Here is a 16,996-nt window from a genome sequence, read left to right on the forward strand (position 1 = left end):
CCAACAACGCCATCAGAAGTCGTAGTTCACGGAAAGCCGCAGGTTGCGTGGCGTCCCCCACCAGGCCTGACTGTAAAAGCCGACCTGCTCGTAGTACTCCTCATCGAACAGGTTGTTCAAATTCAGTTGTGCACTCAAATCCGGGGTAAACTGGTAGCGCGCCATCAGATCCACTACCGAATAACTGCCCTGCGCTACACGTGTTGTGCCGTTAGGACCACGGGTATCGCTGTAAATGCCGCTTTGCCAGCGTACGCCGCCGCCGACACGCAACGGATTCCAATCACCGGTAAACCGGTAGCTGGTGAACAACTTGGCCTGCTGACGCGGATGCAGGGTATTCATGCGTTCGCCATCCGCCTTTTTGGCATTGGCCAATGTGTAACTGGCACTGAGGTTCCACCCGTCGGCCAGGCGCCCCACAAGTTCTGCCTCAAAGCCATCCACAGTCGCACCATTCGTCGCACGGTAGGCCTGTGTATCCGGACGACCATTAACCGTCTGATCGGGTATGGCCTCTCCCAGGCCATCCTGTTCACTTCGGAAAACCGCCAGATTCAGGTCCAGCTCATCGGCCAAAGTCGCTTTCACACCCAGTTCATAGTTGCGCCCGGTTACCGGGTCCAGCAGCTCGCCATCGGGTGTGCGCTTGTTCTGCGTCTGGAAAATTTCGGTATAACTGACATAGCCACTGAAGCGCTCGTCAAAATCGTAGATCAATCCGGCATAGGGGGTCAGCTCATTACTGTAGGAGTAGTTGCGTCGATCACCGAAATACTCCTGCTTCAGTTTCCAGTCACTGAGCCGCAGCCCCGCAACCAGGTGCAGGGGATCTGACAGAGACAGACGCGTGACCGCATAGGCACCGGTCTGTACCAGGTTGCTGTCATCAACACTGTTCAAATTTCCCCAGGCCGGTTCGGCAACGGGATCACCCTTGCCGTTCACATAGCCACCGATATCCGGGGCTGATCCGGCCGGTGAAGCCAGTCGCATGTCCAGATCATCCTGGGTCCTGACCCAGCCGAATGCGGCCTCATGCTCGCGACCGAACAGGGCGAAGGGACCCTCGGCGGTAAAATGTAGATCCTGACGGCTACGATCACCCCGATAATTGGCAAAATAGGCCGACATGCCTTCCCCCGTGTTGCGACCGGGGAAACCGCTGCGAAACAGATAGGTCAAACCGTAGTTGCCATCGTCGTAGCTGTAGGCGGCACGCAGGCGCCAGCCATTGTCCAGATAATGGTTCACATCCATGAAGGCCCGGGTCGTCTCGTTGAAAAACCGGGACCAGTTCGTATTGTTGGAGGCCGACCGATCAAAGCGCGTCCGTCCACCATCTGCGTAAAACATGGGAAAACCGGCTCCGGCGCCGTCGGTTCGATTCTGCTGATATTCAACCCCAAGGCTGATATCGGTATTGGGTGTCAGCTGGGAGTTGATCACGCCATAGTAGGTTTCCTTATCCTCGGCCATATCATCCACATGAGTATCGCGGCGATCACGTACGGCCACAAAGCGTGCCGCGGTCCGGCCGGCTTTATCCAGCGGAGTGGACACATCAGCGGTCACACGGCGCGTATCCCAACGCCCGATATCGCCACTCAGTCGACCGGTAAACTCCGGCAGGGGTTTCTTGCGAATGAAGTTCACGCTGGCAGAAGGGTCACCCGCTCCGGTCAGCAACCCCGTCGCCCCTCGTACCACTTCGATGCGGTCATAGATGGCGCTGTCCCAATCGGTGTCGCCAAAGTTCCAGGCGCCCTGAATCGGTGTCATCAGGCCATCGAACTGGTAGGTACTGATGGAATATCCACGAGCGGCATAGCCAAAACGGTTACTGTCACGGCGGGTCATGGATACCCCCGGCGCCTGATGCAGGATTTCACCGCTGGTCACCAACCCCTGATCCTCGATCTGCTGATGCGTAACGACACTGACAGCCTGCGGGGTTTCCTTAATCGCCAACGGCAAGCCCGTTGCCGTTGTACTGGCACCCGGTGCATAGCTGTCGCGCTGTTCGGAATCTGCCGACAGCTGGCGGCCCGTCACGACGACCGTTTCCTGCTCTTGCTGTAGGGTTTCAGCCAGGACGGGAACACTGAGCAGCAGCGGGGCCGTCAACAGGCCGCAGCGACCGGCCCGATGCACGAATGAAGGATCAAGGAACATGGGGTACGTCTCCAAACAACAAGGAATAAGATCATGCCTGTCACTCGGTTCCAATCGGCGAGTGAAATCAGGTGCAAATGGGAATGCTTATTCTTTAATATCTTTTGTCGTTTGAGCTATGCCTGATGACTGAACACCTATTCACGCGTATCCGATTCAACGAATCAGGGAACTGGGCGCCACCCCGAAGTGTTTGCGAAAGGCCGTCGTGAAATTGGTGGCGTAGCTGTAGCCTGCAAAATGTGCAGCCTGCTGTACGCTGAATCCCTGCAGCAGGTAATCACGCGCCATATTCAGGCGCTGCTCCTTGATGAAGTCGAACAACGTCTGTCCATAACAGGCCTTGAACTTGCTGCGCAGACTGCTGGGACTCATGGCCGCCAGTCGAGACAGATCCGTCAGGCTGTATTCGGCACGCGGATCATCCACTACCCGATCTCGTATCTGCTCCAGACGCACACGCTCCTGTGGTGAGATGCGGGGTTCCTTCAGAGGTGCCAACTCTTCGGTTTGTGCCAACCCATGCGACAGCACCTGCAAACTCAGTCCTTCAAGATACAGCCGGGACAAATCCATATTCTGGCGATACGCCAGCAATCCCTGGTAAAGGTGTGGCGGCAGACGCCACAGGTGCCAGCCGGTGCCGCTCTGGACGGGAGCCTGCAACAACTCCAGCGCCGCATAATCAAGGCTCAGGGTGAGAACCTTCAGATGCTGTCCGGTCAACTGCCGGGCATCCAGCTGCACTTCCTTGTCGAGACTGACTGTCAGTGCCATCTGTTCCGATAATTCAATGACTTCAGGCCCCAGTGACAGACTGACATACCCTTCCAGCATGATAATGATATTCAACGGTGCCGGGTCCAGTGAACTGGACATATAGGATTCCATGACCTGCACATTGGAATAGACCAATTGCATCCCCGAACGAAAGCCGAATTCTTCCACCTGACCACGCATGATGTTTCCGGACCGGTAGCGGTCCGGAAAACGGTAGTCCAACGCGTAGCGTTCGCCAAATGTCAGCAAGTCCTGATCCGTAAAGATGCGGGCCTCGGCAGGTGTTGAGTCATAGCGGTTCTGCATGAGCAAACTGATCGTCACAAGGAAAAGTGACGCCCATACTAGCTCAGCCATAACAATAAACGCAAATACTAATGATTATCGAATAGAATCTATTCGATATGCTCAAGTCTCATTCCCATGCCGGTAATGCCGCCCCGGTATGAGTCTGTGAATTCATACGCGGAATCAGCATGGGACAACCGGCTTCCGGGTCTTGCATGATGCGCGCATCCAGATCAAATACCGCCTTGAGCACCTCCTCATTGATGACGACATCCGGCCGCCCCTGTGCCAGCAACTGTCCATCTCGCATCAAGAGCAGATGGTCGGCGTAACGCAGGGCCTGATTGATATCATGCAACACCAGTACCAACGTACGCCCCTGCCGACGCAGGGCACGGCAAAAATCCAGTACCGACAGCTGTGCGCGAATATCCAGAAATGACGTGGGCTCGTCCAGCAACAGCACTTCACTCTGCTGTGCCAGAACCAGTGCCAGCCAGACCCGTTGTTGCTGCCCCCCCGACAAGCAGGCAACTTCACGCCGGGCCATCTCGCTCAGCCCTGTCGCTTTCAAGGCCTCTGCGACGGCCGCTTCGTCCTCCGGCGACCATTGCCGCCATACGCTCTGATGCGGATAGCGGCCACGGCTCACCAGTTCCTGCACCGATATGCCGTCCGGCAGTTCCGGCTTTTGTACCAATAGAGCCAGCTGTCGTGCCCTTTCCTTGTTGCCCATCGCCGCCAGACATCGGCCATCCAGCAGCACGTTGCCCTGATCCGGTGGCAACACCTGGCTCAATACCTTAAGCACACTGGATTTGCCACATCCGTTAGCCCCCAGAATGACACTGAGCTGACCTCGCGGAATGCGGATATCCAGCCCGGAAATCACCGGCACTCCGGCATAGTTCAAGTGCAGGTCCTGCCCCTGCAAGACAGGGTCCATCGGCATACCGGAAGTGTGAGTCTGTTTCATTGGCTTGAAGTCCTTCCACAATGTCATCACAAACCGGCCCGCGCTTGCGACCGGGAACGGAACAGGCCCGCGAATAGAATCCAGGCAAGATAACTCCCTCCCAGCAGGGCCGTCAGCACACCCACCGGAAGGCGATGCACGCCCGGCAGCATGAGTGTCACCGTATCGGCACCGAGCAACAAAAGGGCTCCGATCAAGCCCGAGCGCAACAACGCTGGCGAATGGCTGCCCCAACGTGCCAAATGGGGCGCGACCAACGCCACGAATGCCACCGGGCCGGCACACAACACCGCTCCCAGTGCCAGAACGGTCGCCAGCAACAAGGCCACCAGCCGAGTCTGTCGAACTCCCGCCCCCACCCCCTGGGCCATCTCGCCGCCCAGCGTCAGCAACGTCAAGCGACGGCTCAACAGCAGCAGTCCCGGCAAGGCCATTGCCAGCGTCATGCCGATAAGCGCCACCTGCTGCCAATCCTTGTGTGCCAGGCTGCCGGACAGGTACCCCAACATTTGCTGAGCCTGCTCGCGCTGGACCAGCGTCAACACAAACTGCACCAGCGCAAGTGCAAAGGCATTGATCGCCACTCCCATCAACACCAGGTTGCGCGACAATCGCCCGCTGCGCTCCAGTCCCGGCAACAACAGCACCAGCACGGCCACCGCTCCCAGCAAACCGCCCCAGAACATCGGCCAGGCCGGCAGGAACATTAACCACAACAAGGTGCCGGCACTGGCCCCGGTATTGACGCCGATGATATCCGGGCTACCCAAGGGGTTACGACTCAGGCTTTGAAATACCGCCCCCGATACCCCCAGCGCCACACCGACACCCAGTGCACACAAGGCTCTCGGCAACCGTGACTGCCACAGCAGCCAGTGATCATAGGGTGAGGCTTCGCCCCCCAGAACCTGCACCAGACCGGAAAGTGACAAGCCCGGTTCCCCAAGTGTCACACTCAGCAACATGGCCGCCATTACCAAAGCGGTGCCGAGTACGGCCGTCAAAACCGCTGCCCTGTTCGGAGCCAGCAGGGTCAGAGTTCCCAACCTCCAGAGAGGAAAACGTGGTGCCATCATGATGCTTTATACTCCCCGGCCGTACGTGCGGCACTGTACAGAAAAGGAGCGCCTAACAGCGCAATCATAATACCGGTCAGCAACTCTCTTGGCGGCAACAGAACGCGAGCCAACAGGTCGGCCGACAGCACCAGTATGCCTCCCGCCAATGCAGCACCTGGCAGCAGAACACGAAACGACATCGGCAACCAGGCACGCGCCAGATGTCCCGCTGCCAAACCGACGAACGCCAGTGGACCCACGACCGAAGTGGCCGCCGCACATAACAGGGTCGCGCTCAGCCAGGCCAGGATCGTATGCCGCTGCAAGCTCATACCCAGCGATACGGCCGTGCTGCGATCCAGCAGCAATAGATTCAGCCCCGGTGCAAGCAATACAAGCATCAGCCCGGCAGGCACCAGATAGGGCCATAGTGCGTTGACCTCGGACCAGCCAAGACCCGACAACGAACCGGCCATCCAATAGCGGAAGCCGTCGAACAACTGAGGATTCAGCAACACCCGCGCCTGCACATAAGCCCCCAGCACAGCACTGATGGCGGCTCCCGCCAAAATAAGACGAACCGGAGCCTGTGCCTGCCCCAGCGCACTTTGCACCTGTGACAACGCGTACACAAAAGCGCTGGCCAGCAAAGCGCCGGGCAGTGCCTGCCAGAACACGCCCCACTCCGACGCAAAAGGGAGCAGGCTGAGCGTAACCAGCGAGGCACTGGCACCGGCATTGACGCCCAACAGCCCAGGATCAGCCAGGGGGTTACGACACAAGGCCTGAATCACCGTACCGGCAACGGCCAGCGCCATTCCTGCCAACACACCGGCCAGCACACGCGGCGCCCGCGCTTGAAGTACCAACAGCTCGTGACGATCACCCGGCGGCTCAAACATATGCATCAGCCAGACCGGCGACAACATGCGTGCACCCCACAGCAGGTTCATAACCACCAGTCCCAGCAGCAACGCCAGCAGGCCAAGCAGAATCCATCCGGTCGACATGACACCTGATGCAGCCCGATCGGTGCTAGTACGCATCATTAGCCTCTCCTTCATCCATCGGTTGAACCGCTAAAGCCTGGTTCAATCGCGATACCAGCCGTGGCAGGCTCCAGCGCAGACTCAACAGGCTGCCATAAGAACTGGCCATCACCAGCGCCGGGTCGGTAATCGCCAGATAGCGCCCCTCGCGCAAGGGCGGCAGGCGACGCAGCAGGGCCATGGACTCGACGTCCCGGCGACTTCGATTCGAGCTGTACCAGCTGACAATCAGCCCAGCCTTGTCCAGCCGGTCGGCCTGTTCCAACCCCAACAGAGCGGCAAAATGTCCGCGGCTCGCCTGCAGCCCCGTCAACTCCGGTAACTCAACAAAGCCCAGTGCCAGCAAAACATCCATTCTGGGGTCACCGGGAAGATACACGGACAGGTTGCCGACCCGGCTGGCAGCATTGATATAAGCAAGCGGAACGCCGGAAAATTGAGGATTGTCAGCCGCATATTGCGCCAACAGGGCCTGACGTTCGACCAATAAGGCTTCGCCACGCTCGCGTTGTCCCAACGCACGCGCAATCAGACGAACCTGCTGCTCGACCGATGTCAGCCAAGGCTGGTCGGGGTAACCGACCACGGGTGCCAACCGACTGAGTTGCCGATAGCTTTCCCGAGTCAACCCGGATTGTGGTGCCAGGATCAGATCAGGACTCAGTGCCAGCAAACGTTCGACATCCAGTTCGGGATAACTGCTGATAATCACCGGCAGCGCGACCTCCTGTGCCTCTATGGCCTGCCGAAACCAGGGTAAATACCCCTCGCGATCGCCCCCCCAGTAATGCGGTTCCACGGCAACGGGGACAACCCCCAGCTGAAGGCTCCAGTCTTCGGCTGCCGCTCCCAACGTGACAACCCGCCGGGGGCGCTTGGGGATATAAGCTTCGCCATGCGCCGTGCGTACCCGGACCGGAAATTGATCAGGCTCCGAGGCGATCGCAACATCCGGCGCGCTTGCCTCTCGCCGCATCGAGTCCGACTCTCCGCAGCCCGAAAGAGCCAGCGCCATTGTCAGCACCAGCGTACCGATACGCCGCAACGGGCTGCACCTGTTCACGTCAGCGGCCATATCGTTTCACCACAATACGTCCCATAAATACCAGCCCGGCTCCGGCACTGAGATATCCGACCCCCAGAGTCACTCCCAATCCCCCACCCCAGAGCACGCTGGCGACGATCAGGGCACCCCATAACAGGCACCAGCCAAGCCGATACAGAACCGGGCGGTGCCGCCAGGCCCCCTGCCCGGTCGTCATCGCCAGCACGTGAAAGCCCGCAACGGAGAGTGTCAGGACCAGCAAATGCACCATCAGACACCCCTCCGGCGACGCGCACATCGGAACATCAACAACGCCAGCAACACCGATAACAGATCGAAACCGATGAATACTCCATCACCGGCAGCCAGACTGGCTGGAAAACCTCTATCAGTCGTCAGCAGATTCAACACGGGCAACCCCAGCAAGAGCAGGCCTGCCAGCCCCAGCTGCTCACGCCAGCCTGACTGCAAAGGGCGCAGCAGCGCATGGATACCCATGCCCAGCCATACCAGAAACAGCCCATGGATTTCCCACTGCGCCCGTGCCGTCATTTCCACCGGCAACAACCGGTTCAGCCAGAACAACGCCACAACCGCAACGGGAAATCCTGCCAGTGTCGCCACGTTCAGGCGCTCAACCAGCCAGAGCCCGACGCGGGAATGCCCCGGCTTGCGCCGCCGCTTACTGGTCCAAAGCAACATGCCCGTTGCCAACATGCCACATCCCGCCGCACCCAACAGCGCATACAACCAACGACCGGGCCAATCCGCAAAGCGCCCCAGGTGCAGCCCCAGCAACGTACCATACGCATCATAGGCCGGGCGTGAGGCCTTGGCCTTCAGCAACTCGCCGGTGACGCCATCAAACAGCATGAACGGTGGATGGCCACTGATCCCCAGCCGGTCCGCCTGTCCGGTCTGCGCCTCGACAAGCACTTTGGCACTCAAGTCTCCCGGATGGGCTATCTGCACTCGTCCCACATGTGCGCCCTGCCAACTTGCCCGCGCCTGTTCCACTAGAGCCGGCACGGATGTCAAAGCTGCCACTTGACCACTACTCGGCGTGGACGGCATAAACGCAAAAATCTCACCGATCAATTGTTGGCGCTGTTCCTGCTCAGGGAAAGCCTTGTCCATCCCCCAGGGCACATACAGCGTCATCAGCGTCACCAGACCCGTGTAGGTAATCATCAGATGAAAAGGCAGGGCCAGCACCGAAAAGCCATTATGTGCGTCCAGCCATGATCGTTGCCCCTTACCCCAGCGAAAGGTAAAAAAGTCACGCAGAATTTTTTTGTGTGTCAGCACCCCCGAAATCAGTGCCAACAGCATCATCATGGCGGCGATGCCAACCAGATAGCGTGCCGTCAGCACGGGCAGGTAGTGCAGTTGAAAGTGGAAACGATAGAAAAATTCACCGCCGCGCGTATCCCGGACCTGGACCCCTTCCCCCGTGTCCGGATGCAGATACGCCTGTCCCCGGCCTTCCGCCCCGCGCCAGCTCACATCTAACAAACCGCTTCGCTCCCCGGGAAGCACAATCGTCCAGTGGCTGGCTGCCGAGGCATGCTGCCACAAATACGGCAGCGCGTGCTCCAACGCCGCTTCCGGCTGAGCCAGCTCCCGACCCTGTGGCCGTTCGGGCTGCATCCACTGCGTCAGTTCCTGCCGAAAAAAGCTCAGAGTTCCTGTCAGAAAAATCACAAACAGCAACCAGATCAGCAGGACACCCGTCCAGCGATGCAACTGAGCCATGCGTTGACGCACGTGGCGCCCCAGAGGAGCGATCACACTCCGCCTCCATAACAGACATATATCAGCAATAACGTCGGCAGCAACAACCCCATGCAGGCACTACGCAAGCTGGCCGCCCAGAACACCCAAATCACCGTGGCAGCAAAGACGGCAAATGCCAGCAGCATGCCGGTCAGAACCGCCTGCTCAGGTGCCCAGGGCAAGGCCAGCACGGCAATGCTGCTCCAGCGTGTCAGCAGAAATGCGCTCAGGATGGCGAACAGTGTGCGAAGCAATGGCTCCAGATGGAAGCGAACCTTGGCTGGCATGATGTAATCTCTGTACGGCAGTTGCATCGTTGAAGTGAAAATCGGCTGCTGACCTGAACGCCAGCTTCCAGAACGGACGCAGTCTAGCCGCCACGCCCAGGTGACACACTGATCCGGCGAATGATTTGGCGGTGAGCATAGCGTTTGCAGCAAATGAGATAGATTCTCAGTGGTAACAGACGACAGCTGCAGGACAGGCTGTTGTCCCGTTCTGCATCTGCAGTCGAATGAATGACACCCGTTCATGCACTTCCATGTTCCCGTTTACAGACTCGGGAAGGTGTCCACGCTCTGCTAGGATAGGCGTCCATCCATAACTCGACGGGGATGCCGATCTTGTCTACACATCGCAAGGCCGACCTGCTTCTTCTGCTGACCACTCTGCTGGCCGCCGCCGGCTGGATCTTTTCCCGAGAAGCCATTCAAGGTTTGGCCCCAATGCTGTTCATGGCACTGCGTTTTCTGATAGCAGGAAGCGTTTTGGCGGTTATTGGCTGGCCGGCCATGCGCGCCTTTACTGCACCACAATGGAAGAGCGCCGGACTGGTGGGGATTTTCTTCGGCATCGCCATGACCTTCTGGATTCTGGGCCTGGACCTCGCGACTCATGTCGGCGTTGGTGCATTTTTAACCAGCCTGGGTGTCGTCATGGTACCGCTGGTCGGCCTGTTGTTCGGTGAACGCGCGCGCCCTTCCGTTTTTCTGTCCATACCATTTGTGGTGGCGGGGCTGGCCTGCCTGTCGCTGGATCATGAGTTCCACATTGGTCTGGCCGAGGTGTTTTTCCTGCTGTCGGCACTGTTTATCGCCCTGATGTTCATCCTCAACAGTCGTGCGGCAGCTCGCCTGCCCGCCTTGCCATTGACCGCAATACCCTTGTTGGTCACCGGCCTGATGACCGGTACCCTTTCAGCGTTCACGGAAGAATGGAACTTTAGCCAGCCATCGGCCATCTGGGGATGGCTGCTGGCCAGCGCTCTGATCGCCACCAGCCTGCGTTTTTTGATTCAGACCCGTGGACAAAGTCTGGCACCGCCCAGCCACACGGCAATCATCATGACTCTGGAACCGGTCTGGACCGCACTGCTGGCCGTACTCTGGCTGGGCGAGACCATGACGGCACTCCAGTTCAGCGGTTGCGCCCTCATCTTTTTTGCCATGCTTGTTAATCGCTGGCCCGCTGTGCGAGCATGGATCAAGCTCCATTGAATGAACGGCACACATCAACTTACAAGGATGCCCCATGAAGAAACGCTTGATGACCCCCGCCGCTCTCAGCGGTCTGGCACTCGCACTGACTCTGTCTCAACCTGCTCAAGCCGACTGGGATGACGTCCTCAAGAAACAGGGCGAGAAGCTGTTGCAGGGGCAGACGGCTCCCGAAAGCAAATCCACCCCCGTTCCCGCAGGCATGGATACCGCCACCCTGGCCAGCGGACTGAAAGAAGCGCTGAAAGTCGGGGGCGAGCGTGCCATCAAGGAACTGGCCGCCGAGGGTGGCTACGCCAACCACGATGATGTGCGCATTCCTTTACCCGGCGCTCTCGACACCGCCAGCGGCCTGATGCGCAAGTACGGCCTGGACAGCCAGATTGACACGTTCGAAGCCAGCATGAACAGCGCGGCCGAGCAGGCCATCAGCGAAGCCACACCAATCTTTCTGGAAACTCTGGAAGGGATGACGCTAGATGACGCCCGTCGCATCTATTCCGGTGGAGATACGGCAGCAACCGACTACTTCCGCGAGAAAACACAGGGGCCGCTGGGCTCTCGCATGCAGCCGCTGATCGAAGAAGCCATGAGCAGCACCGGCGTCATGCAGGCCTACCAGGCACTGGTCAGCCAGGCTGAAAGTCAGGTTCCCATGCTGAAAGGGCTGAGCCCGGATGTAGGTGAGCATGTTACCGACGCGGCTCTGGACGGGCTTTTCCTGCGCCTGGCACAGGAAGAAAAACAGATCCGTGAAAACCCGGTCGCACGTACGACGGATTTGTTGAAAAGCGTTTTTGGGCAGTAAATCACGACCGGCGGTGGCGGTAACGCCTCCGCCCCCTCCTGACTAGGGCTTGCTGCCACCATAAACAATAAAGTGGGGATTCAGCGTCTCACTCGGGTCGGCATAGCTCAAGACCTCCCCCTCCGGCGTCAGCAACTGCCCGCCTGCTGCATTGATCACCGCATGAGACGCCGCCGTATCCCACAGGCAGGTTGGTCCCAACCGCGGGTAAAGGTGCCCGGCTCCCTCGGCTACCAGACACAGTTTGATTGAGCTGCCCAGACGGATCAATTCATGCTCGCCCAATGCATCCATCCAGGCCAGAGTGTGAGGTCCCAGGTGAGAACGGCTGCCGTAAACCTTCCAGGGAGTACCCGGTTGATGGGTACTGACATGGATCGCTCGACGCTGATCCGTACCCTCCATACGACAGGCTTCCACGCCTTCGGCACCCAGCCAGGTGACGTCCAGTACGGGAGCATGTACCACGCCCAACACGGGACGCCCTTGCTCAATCAGGGCGATGTTGACGGTAAATTCGCCATTGCGCTTGATGAACTCCTTGGTCCCGTCCAGCGGATCCACCAGCCAATAGCGACCATCCGCATCCGGGCCGGTAAAATCATCCACCGCCTCCTCGGTCAAAATCGGCAAGCATGGCGATAGATCGCTCAACCCATCCACAATCACTGCGTTGGCAGCAAGATCGGCACGAGTCAGGGGCGACTGGTCGGCCTTGTGCTCAATACCGAAATCCTGTTCGCCATACACGCTTAAAATAGCTTCACCGGCTGTCCGAGCGATACGCTCAACCTGCGTCAGCAGGGATTTCAGGGGCAAGGATGTAACAGGCATGGGCGCTCCTGTGGACAGAAAAGTATTCACCAAGCACGATTTTACCATGAAGTGCCCAAACACCTCAGGCCAAACGAACCTCACCGCCCCGTAGCGACAACAGGTGCTGCGCCATTTCGGCAAAACCCTTGCCTCCTTCTGCTGCGGTCTTGTAGGTCGGCAAGGCTTTCAGCCAGGTACGGCTGTGCTCAATGTTGGCAACCCCAACGCTGATCGGCAGTGCGCGAAACATGGGTTCATCATTGGCAGAATCGCCAATGCACAGCACCTGTTCCGTGATCTGGTCACGCGTCAGCCCTTCCCGCGTCGTGAAATAGCGTTCCGCTGCACGCCACTTGTCGTGCCCACCGGTCCACACATTCAGATGGATGGAGCTGGTCGAATAGTCCACCCCGAAGGCATCAAGTACCTCGCACATTTGCTCGACCTCTTCAGTACCCAGCTGAACCGCCTGACCGATATCGATGGCAAAATCGGTAAACCTCAACGCCTGGTCCGTCGCCAGACGCGCACGAGGCACGACCGCCAAAGCCGCCTTCACCGAAGCCTCCAGCTGCAGCCGGGATTCCTCTCGACTGGCCTCGGGCAGCCAGTATTCCGTGGTCATCTTCAAACCATCCAGCTGGAACCGAAAACCGCCCCCCTCACCGATGATTGTCTCGACCGGCAGCAGCCGCACCAACGCATCACACCAGCCCGCACAGGCTCCGGTGACAGGGACCACGGTAATACCGGCGGCGCGCAGGGCATACAATGCATCCAGTGTTTCCGGCAATAGTTGTCCCCGGTAGCTGAGCGTGTCATCCACATCCGTGAGAATATAGCGAATACCCTGCGCCTGCCGCCGAGACAGTTGTTGTATCTGTTCCATCAGTCAATCAACCTGCCCTGCTTATCAAAAAACGGATGGGGGCCGTCACAGGCCTCCACATGGCTCTGGTGACTCAGGATCATGCCGCTCTGGGGGTGCAGATAGAGCAGTCGGATCATGGCCGGCTCCAGAGTAAACGAGGATGCCGCTGCCGGCGTCAGATCCAGCGTCACCGCATGGTTATGCGCCGACCCCACGTAGACCGGTCGGCCGCACCAGACGAATTCCACCGGACGGTGCAGGTGCCCGCACAGAATCACTTCAACCTGAGGATGCTCCTGCAGTACCTCCGCCAGCCTTTCACTGCCGTTCAACCGCTGCACATCCATATGGTCCAGCCCCACAGCCACCGGCGGGTGGTGCATGAACAGCAGCGTCCGTTGCTGCGGCGCCTGCTCCAGCACCGTTGCCAACCAGGCTCGGCGGACCTCATCAACTTCGCCATACGGCTGGCCCGGCACACTGGTATCCAGACCGACCAGACGCAGCGGCAGGCCTTCAATGGCATGACTCAGATGTGTGTCGGCCTGAAACAGGTACACATGGTCGGCAAAAACTTCACGCAGCGCCTGGCGCTCATCGTGGTTGCCCGGCACCAGATAAAAGGGCATTTCCAGATCATCCAGCGCCAGCCGTGCCTGACGGTATTCTGCCGCCAGGCCGAAGTCTCCCAAATCACCGGTGATCAATACCAGATCCGGTTGCGGGCGCATGGCATTGAGATGTTCGACAGCCTGTCGCAACTTGGCATAGGTATCCACCTTGCCGGCATAAGCGGTCTTGCCGCCGGCCTTGATATGCAGATCCGTCAGTTGTGCAATGATCATTCAGACACTCTCCGCCCGACGATCCAGCATGATCATCTGTTCCGGTCGCATGTCCAGTGTCACGGCCTGTCCGGCTCTGAACTCGGAACGCCCCTGCGCGTCCACAATGATCGGCTCGTGACCGGCATCGCTCACCCAGACACGGGTACGATCCCCCATGAATTGAGTTTGCAGAACCACACCACTCAGGCCATCCCCGCCCCCTGCGGTAATGCGAATATCCTCGGGGCGGCAATAGATTTTGCCGATGCCGTCCGCCAGCCCTACGCCCGGCAAGGCACCTCCAGGCAGCAACATGCGATGGTTGCTGACCGGACCTTCAAAGGTGTTGATCTGGCCGATGAAGTCCGCCACCAGCTTTTTCCCGCAGGGTGCCCACACCGATGAAGGTGTGGGGTGAATGCGGAACGGGGCGTTAGCCCCGTTGATTTCGCACGTACTGTGCAACCACTTCAAGGGGCGCTCCACCACACGACCCAACAAAGTAGGAACGGCTCCAAAGTACGGGTTTGTCATACGCTGCCCTAAGATCGGTGAACTGGTTTCGCAAGCGTCGTGACGTAACAGCCTTGAGCGAGTTTACCAGTTTGGTCAGCTGCACCTTGGGGTTGTATTCGATCAGCAGGTGGACGTGATCAGATTCACCGTCACATTCCCGCAACTCAGCATCGAATTCGGCGCACACTTCAGCCGCTGACGTTTTGAAGGCATCCAAGTGCAAGTCGCCAAGCACATTGCGCCGGTACTTAGTAACGAAGACGATATGGGCGTGCAACAGATAGGCACTGTGTCTTGACTTATTTATTACATACATACTGATAATTGCCTTCGCTAGTTTGGCAATATAGTATCAGTACTAGTATAACTACACACTGACTTATAAATGAAGATTCTTAAGGCGTACAAATATCGACTAAAGCCGACCGACGAGCAGGTAAACCTGCTGTATCGCATGGCGGGCTGTGGCCGTGTCGTCTTCAATGAATCGCTCGAAATGCTGCTGTCCATTGCCCGCAAAGAGCTTAGTTTTGTGGGTGACAAGAAAGCGTTGTACAACGAACTGAACAGCTTGCTGCCGAAGGACAGGATAACCCTAGCCAAGAAGTTTCCAAGCTCGGCAGCACTTAACAAGCACCTGACTCAGTGGAAGAAAAAGACCGAGCTGTCATTTCTGACCGAAGCCTATACTGACAACCTGCAACAGCGTCAGCGTGACCTGCGGGACAGGGCAGTTAAGGACTGGTGTTCAGGTAAGCGCGGATTCCCGGTGTTTCGTACACGCAAGCTGGCCCATCACTCGACCCTCCGGTTCGTAAACTTTCCAAAGTATTGTCGGTTGGAGGGTCGCCATGCCAAGCTGCCCAATGGTCTTGGCCTTATGCGGTACTACCAGTCGCAGCCCATACAGGGCCTTCCCAAGAGCTGCACCGTTACGCTTGATCCATGCGGCAACTGGCATTTAAGCATCCTGTGCGAGGTCGAAATTGAACCGGCGCGTACCGGAACCGGCGCGGTCGGTATCGACATGGGGGTAGCCAAAAATATGACGCTGAGCAATGGTGTTGTGTACAAGGGTGTCAGCAGCTTCGCGACACACCGCGATAAGCTGGCCAAGGAGCAACGCAGGCTGTCCCGCAAGGTACGCGGCTCAGCCAACTGGAAAAAGCAGAAGCAGAAAGTCGCCCGCTTGCACAAGCGGATCGCGGACATACGTTATGACTACCAGCAGAAAGCAACGACTGAAATCAGCAAAACTCACGCGATGGTCGCAGTCGAAGCCTTGAAGGTAGCTAACATGTCCCGATCCGCTAAAGGGACCGTTGATGACCCAGGCAAGAACGTCCGACAGAAGTCAGGCTTGAACCGTTCTATTCTCGATCAGGGGTGGGGAGAGCTACGGCGTCAGTTGGAGTACAAGATGACATGGAATGGTGGGCTGCTTATAGCTGTGCCGCCCCATCACACCAGTCAGACGTGCCCTGCCTGCCTGCATGTCTCGGCTGAAAACCGCACTTCACAGGCCAGCTTTGCTTGCGTCCATTGTGGCCTTGTAGAAAACGCCGATGTTGTGGGCGCTATCAACGTACTCAATCGTGGTCTGGCCGCGCTAGAAAGCGCAGCCTAGCTATTTTTCAGGGGCGGATAGTCCCGCAGCGCCTGTGAAGTGAACCGCAGTAGCGGTCAGCATCAGGAACCAGCCAACCGAGTAATTAGTTGGCACCCTGTAAAGGGAATCCACCTCCTGAGTCAGCTCAAGCTGCGAAGGGGGTGGAGGATATCAAGAAATCATTCTGCGGCGCGAAGTAGATCTCCTTCGGCGTGCCGATCTGAGACACCCGACCATGGTCCATCACCACGATGCGATCGCCCAGCGCCATCGCCTCGTCCTGGTCGTGGGTCACATAGATCGCGGTGATACCCAGCCGACGCAGCAGATTGTTGATATCCGCCCGCAGGCGGTCACGCAGGATTGCACCCAAAGCGGTCAACGGCTCGTCCAGCAGCAGCACGCGGGGGCTGGTGATGATGGCACGGGCCAACGCCACACGCTGACGCTGACCACCGGACAGCTGATCGATACGGCGATGCGCCAGCGCGCCCAGCTCCATCATCTCCAGCATTTCACCGACGCGCGACTTGATCTCGGCCGCCTTTACCTTCTGCACTTTCAGACCGTAACCCACGTTTTCAGCCACGGTCATGTTGGGAAAAAGCGCGTAGGACTGGAACACCATGCCCACGTTACGCTTCTCGATCGGGGTATGGGTTACATCCTCGTCATCAAAGAGGATACGCCCGCCATCGTCCGGAAACTCCAGACCGGCAATCAGCCTCAGCGTGGTGGTCTTGCCGCAGCCGGACGGTCCCAGCAGTACCAGGGTTTCTCCGGCCTGTACCGACAGGTCCAGCGGGTGCAGCGCCAGAGTGCCGTCGGCAAAGGTTTTGGTGCAGCCTTCCAGGCGGATGGAGGCGCCGTGTTCATTGGTGTTCATGATTGAATCCTGCAAACGCA

The 16,996-nt window shown here is 58.4% G+C and carries 17 protein-coding genes and 1 pseudogene; 3 read left to right on the top strand and 15 right to left on the bottom strand.

Annotated elements, in window-relative coordinates; all coding sequences use genetic code 11:
- Nucleotides 1–12 precede the first annotated feature (12 nt).
- The 9 genes from fauA to H1S06_RS12915 form a co-directional block, all read right to left on the bottom strand.
- Nucleotides 13–2,175, bottom strand: a complete 2,163-nt coding sequence (gene fauA, locus H1S06_RS12875) for a TonB-dependent alcaligin siderophore receptor FauA (protein ID WP_181740825.1) — start codon at nucleotides 2,173–2,175, stop codon at nucleotides 13–15.
- A gap of 156 nt (nucleotides 2,176–2,331) precedes the next feature.
- Entirely contained in the window at nucleotides 2,332–3,261 is a 930-nt protein-coding gene (locus H1S06_RS12880; RefSeq protein WP_181740827.1) for a helix-turn-helix transcriptional regulator, read from the bottom strand.
- 109 nt (nucleotides 3,262–3,370) lie between these two features.
- A complete protein-coding gene (locus H1S06_RS12885) occupies nucleotides 3,371–4,219 on the bottom strand; it encodes an ABC transporter ATP-binding protein (protein WP_220183869.1) in 849 nt (282 codons plus the stop codon).
- A gap of 26 nt (nucleotides 4,220–4,245) precedes the next feature.
- Nucleotides 4,246–5,295 (bottom strand): FecCD family ABC transporter permease, encoded by a 1,050-nt coding sequence (locus H1S06_RS12890; protein WP_181740829.1) that lies wholly within the window; start codon nucleotides 5,293–5,295, stop codon nucleotides 4,246–4,248.
- On the bottom strand, nucleotides 5,292–6,326 hold the full coding sequence (locus H1S06_RS12895) for a FecCD family ABC transporter permease (RefSeq protein WP_220183870.1): 1,035 nt from the start codon (nucleotides 6,324–6,326) through the stop codon (nucleotides 5,292–5,294). The genes H1S06_RS12890 and H1S06_RS12895 overlap by 4 nt, the downstream gene beginning before the upstream one ends.
- A complete protein-coding gene (locus H1S06_RS12900) occupies nucleotides 6,313–7,401 on the bottom strand; it encodes an iron-siderophore ABC transporter substrate-binding protein (RefSeq protein ID WP_220183871.1) in 1,089 nt (362 codons plus the stop codon). The genes H1S06_RS12895 and H1S06_RS12900 overlap by 14 nt, the downstream gene beginning before the upstream one ends.
- Nucleotides 7,391–7,642: a hypothetical protein gene (locus H1S06_RS12905; protein ID WP_181740833.1), complete on the bottom strand. Its 252-nt coding sequence runs from the start codon at nucleotides 7,640–7,642 to the stop codon at nucleotides 7,391–7,393. Before H1S06_RS12905 ends, H1S06_RS12900 begins: the two co-directional genes overlap by 11 nt.
- Nucleotides 7,642–9,162: a PepSY-associated TM helix domain-containing protein gene (locus H1S06_RS12910; protein ID WP_181740835.1), complete on the bottom strand. Its 1,521-nt coding sequence runs from the start codon at nucleotides 9,160–9,162 to the stop codon at nucleotides 7,642–7,644. Before H1S06_RS12910 ends, H1S06_RS12905 begins: the two co-directional genes overlap by 1 nt.
- Entirely contained in the window at nucleotides 9,159–9,434 is a 276-nt protein-coding gene (locus tag H1S06_RS12915) for a DUF3649 domain-containing protein (protein ID WP_181740837.1), read from the bottom strand. The genes H1S06_RS12910 and H1S06_RS12915 overlap by 4 nt, the downstream gene beginning before the upstream one ends.
- A gap of 336 nt (nucleotides 9,435–9,770) precedes the next feature.
- On the opposite strand from H1S06_RS12915, the gene H1S06_RS12920 reads away from it, so the two are divergent.
- Complete coding sequence (locus H1S06_RS12920) at nucleotides 9,771–10,643, top strand: DMT family transporter (RefSeq protein WP_220183872.1); 873 nt, start codon at nucleotides 9,771–9,773, stop codon at nucleotides 10,641–10,643.
- Nucleotides 10,644–10,677: 34 nt separating this feature from the next.
- Nucleotides 10,678–11,451, top strand: coding sequence for a DUF4197 domain-containing protein (locus H1S06_RS12925; protein WP_181740841.1), 774 nt, complete (start codon nucleotides 10,678–10,680; stop codon nucleotides 11,449–11,451).
- A gap of 42 nt (nucleotides 11,452–11,493) precedes the next feature.
- Here the strand turns inward: H1S06_RS12925 and cysQ are convergent, their stop codons facing one another.
- From cysQ to tnpA, 5 genes and pseudogenes are all read right to left on the bottom strand, one after another.
- Nucleotides 11,494–12,285, bottom strand: a complete 792-nt coding sequence (cysQ, locus tag H1S06_RS12930) for a 3'(2'),5'-bisphosphate nucleotidase CysQ (RefSeq protein ID WP_181740843.1) — start codon at nucleotides 12,283–12,285, stop codon at nucleotides 11,494–11,496.
- 64 nt (nucleotides 12,286–12,349) lie between these two features.
- On the bottom strand, nucleotides 12,350–13,156 hold the full coding sequence (locus tag H1S06_RS12935; RefSeq protein WP_181740845.1) for an HAD family hydrolase: 807 nt from the start codon (nucleotides 13,154–13,156) through the stop codon (nucleotides 12,350–12,352).
- Entirely contained in the window at nucleotides 13,156–13,983 is an 828-nt protein-coding gene (locus H1S06_RS12940) for a phosphodiesterase (protein WP_181740847.1), read from the bottom strand. The genes H1S06_RS12935 and H1S06_RS12940 overlap by 1 nt, the downstream gene beginning before the upstream one ends.
- On the bottom strand, nucleotides 13,984–14,337 hold the full coding sequence (locus H1S06_RS15615; RefSeq protein ID WP_328515347.1) for a TOBE domain-containing protein: 354 nt from the start codon (nucleotides 14,335–14,337) through the stop codon (nucleotides 13,984–13,986). It lies immediately after the preceding gene.
- A 61-nt stretch (nucleotides 14,338–14,398) separates the two neighbouring features.
- Nucleotides 14,399–14,834, bottom strand: a pseudogene (gene tnpA, locus H1S06_RS12950) (IS200/IS605 family transposase).
- A gap of 32 nt (nucleotides 14,835–14,866) precedes the next feature.
- Between tnpA and H1S06_RS12955 the strand changes: the two are divergent.
- A complete protein-coding gene (locus H1S06_RS12955; protein WP_181740853.1) occupies nucleotides 14,867–16,108 on the top strand; it encodes an RNA-guided endonuclease InsQ/TnpB family protein in 1,242 nt (413 codons plus the stop codon).
- Between the two features lie 127 nt (nucleotides 16,109–16,235).
- Here the strand turns inward: H1S06_RS12955 and H1S06_RS12960 are convergent, their stop codons facing one another.
- Nucleotides 16,236–16,976, bottom strand: coding sequence for an ABC transporter ATP-binding protein (locus H1S06_RS12960; RefSeq protein WP_255483075.1), 741 nt, complete (start codon nucleotides 16,974–16,976; stop codon nucleotides 16,236–16,238).
- Nucleotides 16,977–16,996: the final 20 nt, after the last annotated feature.

This window comes from Marinobacterium marinum (assembly GCF_013868415.1).
Classification (GTDB): domain Bacteria; phylum Pseudomonadota; class Gammaproteobacteria; order Pseudomonadales; family Balneatricaceae; genus Marinobacterium; species Marinobacterium marinum.

Excerpts from the sequence above, each read along its gene's own strand:
- H1S06_RS12940 (WP_181740847.1), bottom strand. The coding sequence starts at position 13,983 with ATGATCATTGCACAACTGACGGATCTGCATATCAAGGCCGGCGGCAAG.
- H1S06_RS12960 (WP_255483075.1), bottom strand. The coding sequence starts at position 16,976 with ATGAACACCAATGAACACGGCGCCTCCATCCGCCTGGAAGGCTGCACC.
- H1S06_RS12925 (WP_181740841.1), top strand. The coding sequence starts at position 10,678 with ATGAAGAAACGCTTGATGACCCCCGCCGCTCTCAGCGGTCTGGCACTC.
- H1S06_RS12955 (WP_181740853.1), top strand. The coding sequence starts at position 14,867 with ATGAAGATTCTTAAGGCGTACAAATATCGACTAAAGCCGACCGACGAG.
- H1S06_RS12890 (WP_181740829.1), bottom strand. The coding sequence starts at position 5,295 with ATGATGGCACCACGTTTTCCTCTCTGGAGGTTGGGAACTCTGACCCTG.
- H1S06_RS12935 (WP_181740845.1), bottom strand. The coding sequence starts at position 13,156 with ATGGAACAGATACAACAACTGTCTCGGCGGCAGGCGCAGGGTATTCGC.
- H1S06_RS12895 (WP_220183870.1), bottom strand. The coding sequence starts at position 6,326 with ATGATGCGTACTAGCACCGATCGGGCTGCATCAGGTGTCATGTCGACC.
- H1S06_RS12915 (WP_181740837.1), bottom strand. The coding sequence starts at position 9,434 with ATGCCAGCCAAGGTTCGCTTCCATCTGGAGCCATTGCTTCGCACACTG.
- fauA (WP_181740825.1), bottom strand. The coding sequence starts at position 2,175 with ATGTTCCTTGATCCTTCATTCGTGCATCGGGCCGGTCGCTGCGGCCTG.
- H1S06_RS12900 (WP_220183871.1), bottom strand. The coding sequence starts at position 7,401 with ATGGCCGCTGACGTGAACAGGTGCAGCCCGTTGCGGCGTATCGGTACG.
- H1S06_RS12905 (WP_181740833.1), bottom strand. The coding sequence starts at position 7,642 with ATGGTGCATTTGCTGGTCCTGACACTCTCCGTTGCGGGCTTTCACGTG.
- H1S06_RS12885 (WP_220183869.1), bottom strand. The coding sequence starts at position 4,219 with ATGAAACAGACTCACACTTCCGGTATGCCGATGGACCCTGTCTTGCAG.
- cysQ (WP_181740843.1), bottom strand. The coding sequence starts at position 12,285 with ATGCCTGTTACATCCTTGCCCCTGAAATCCCTGCTGACGCAGGTTGAG.
- H1S06_RS12880 (WP_181740827.1), bottom strand. The coding sequence starts at position 3,261 with ATGCAGAACCGCTATGACTCAACACCTGCCGAGGCCCGCATCTTTACG.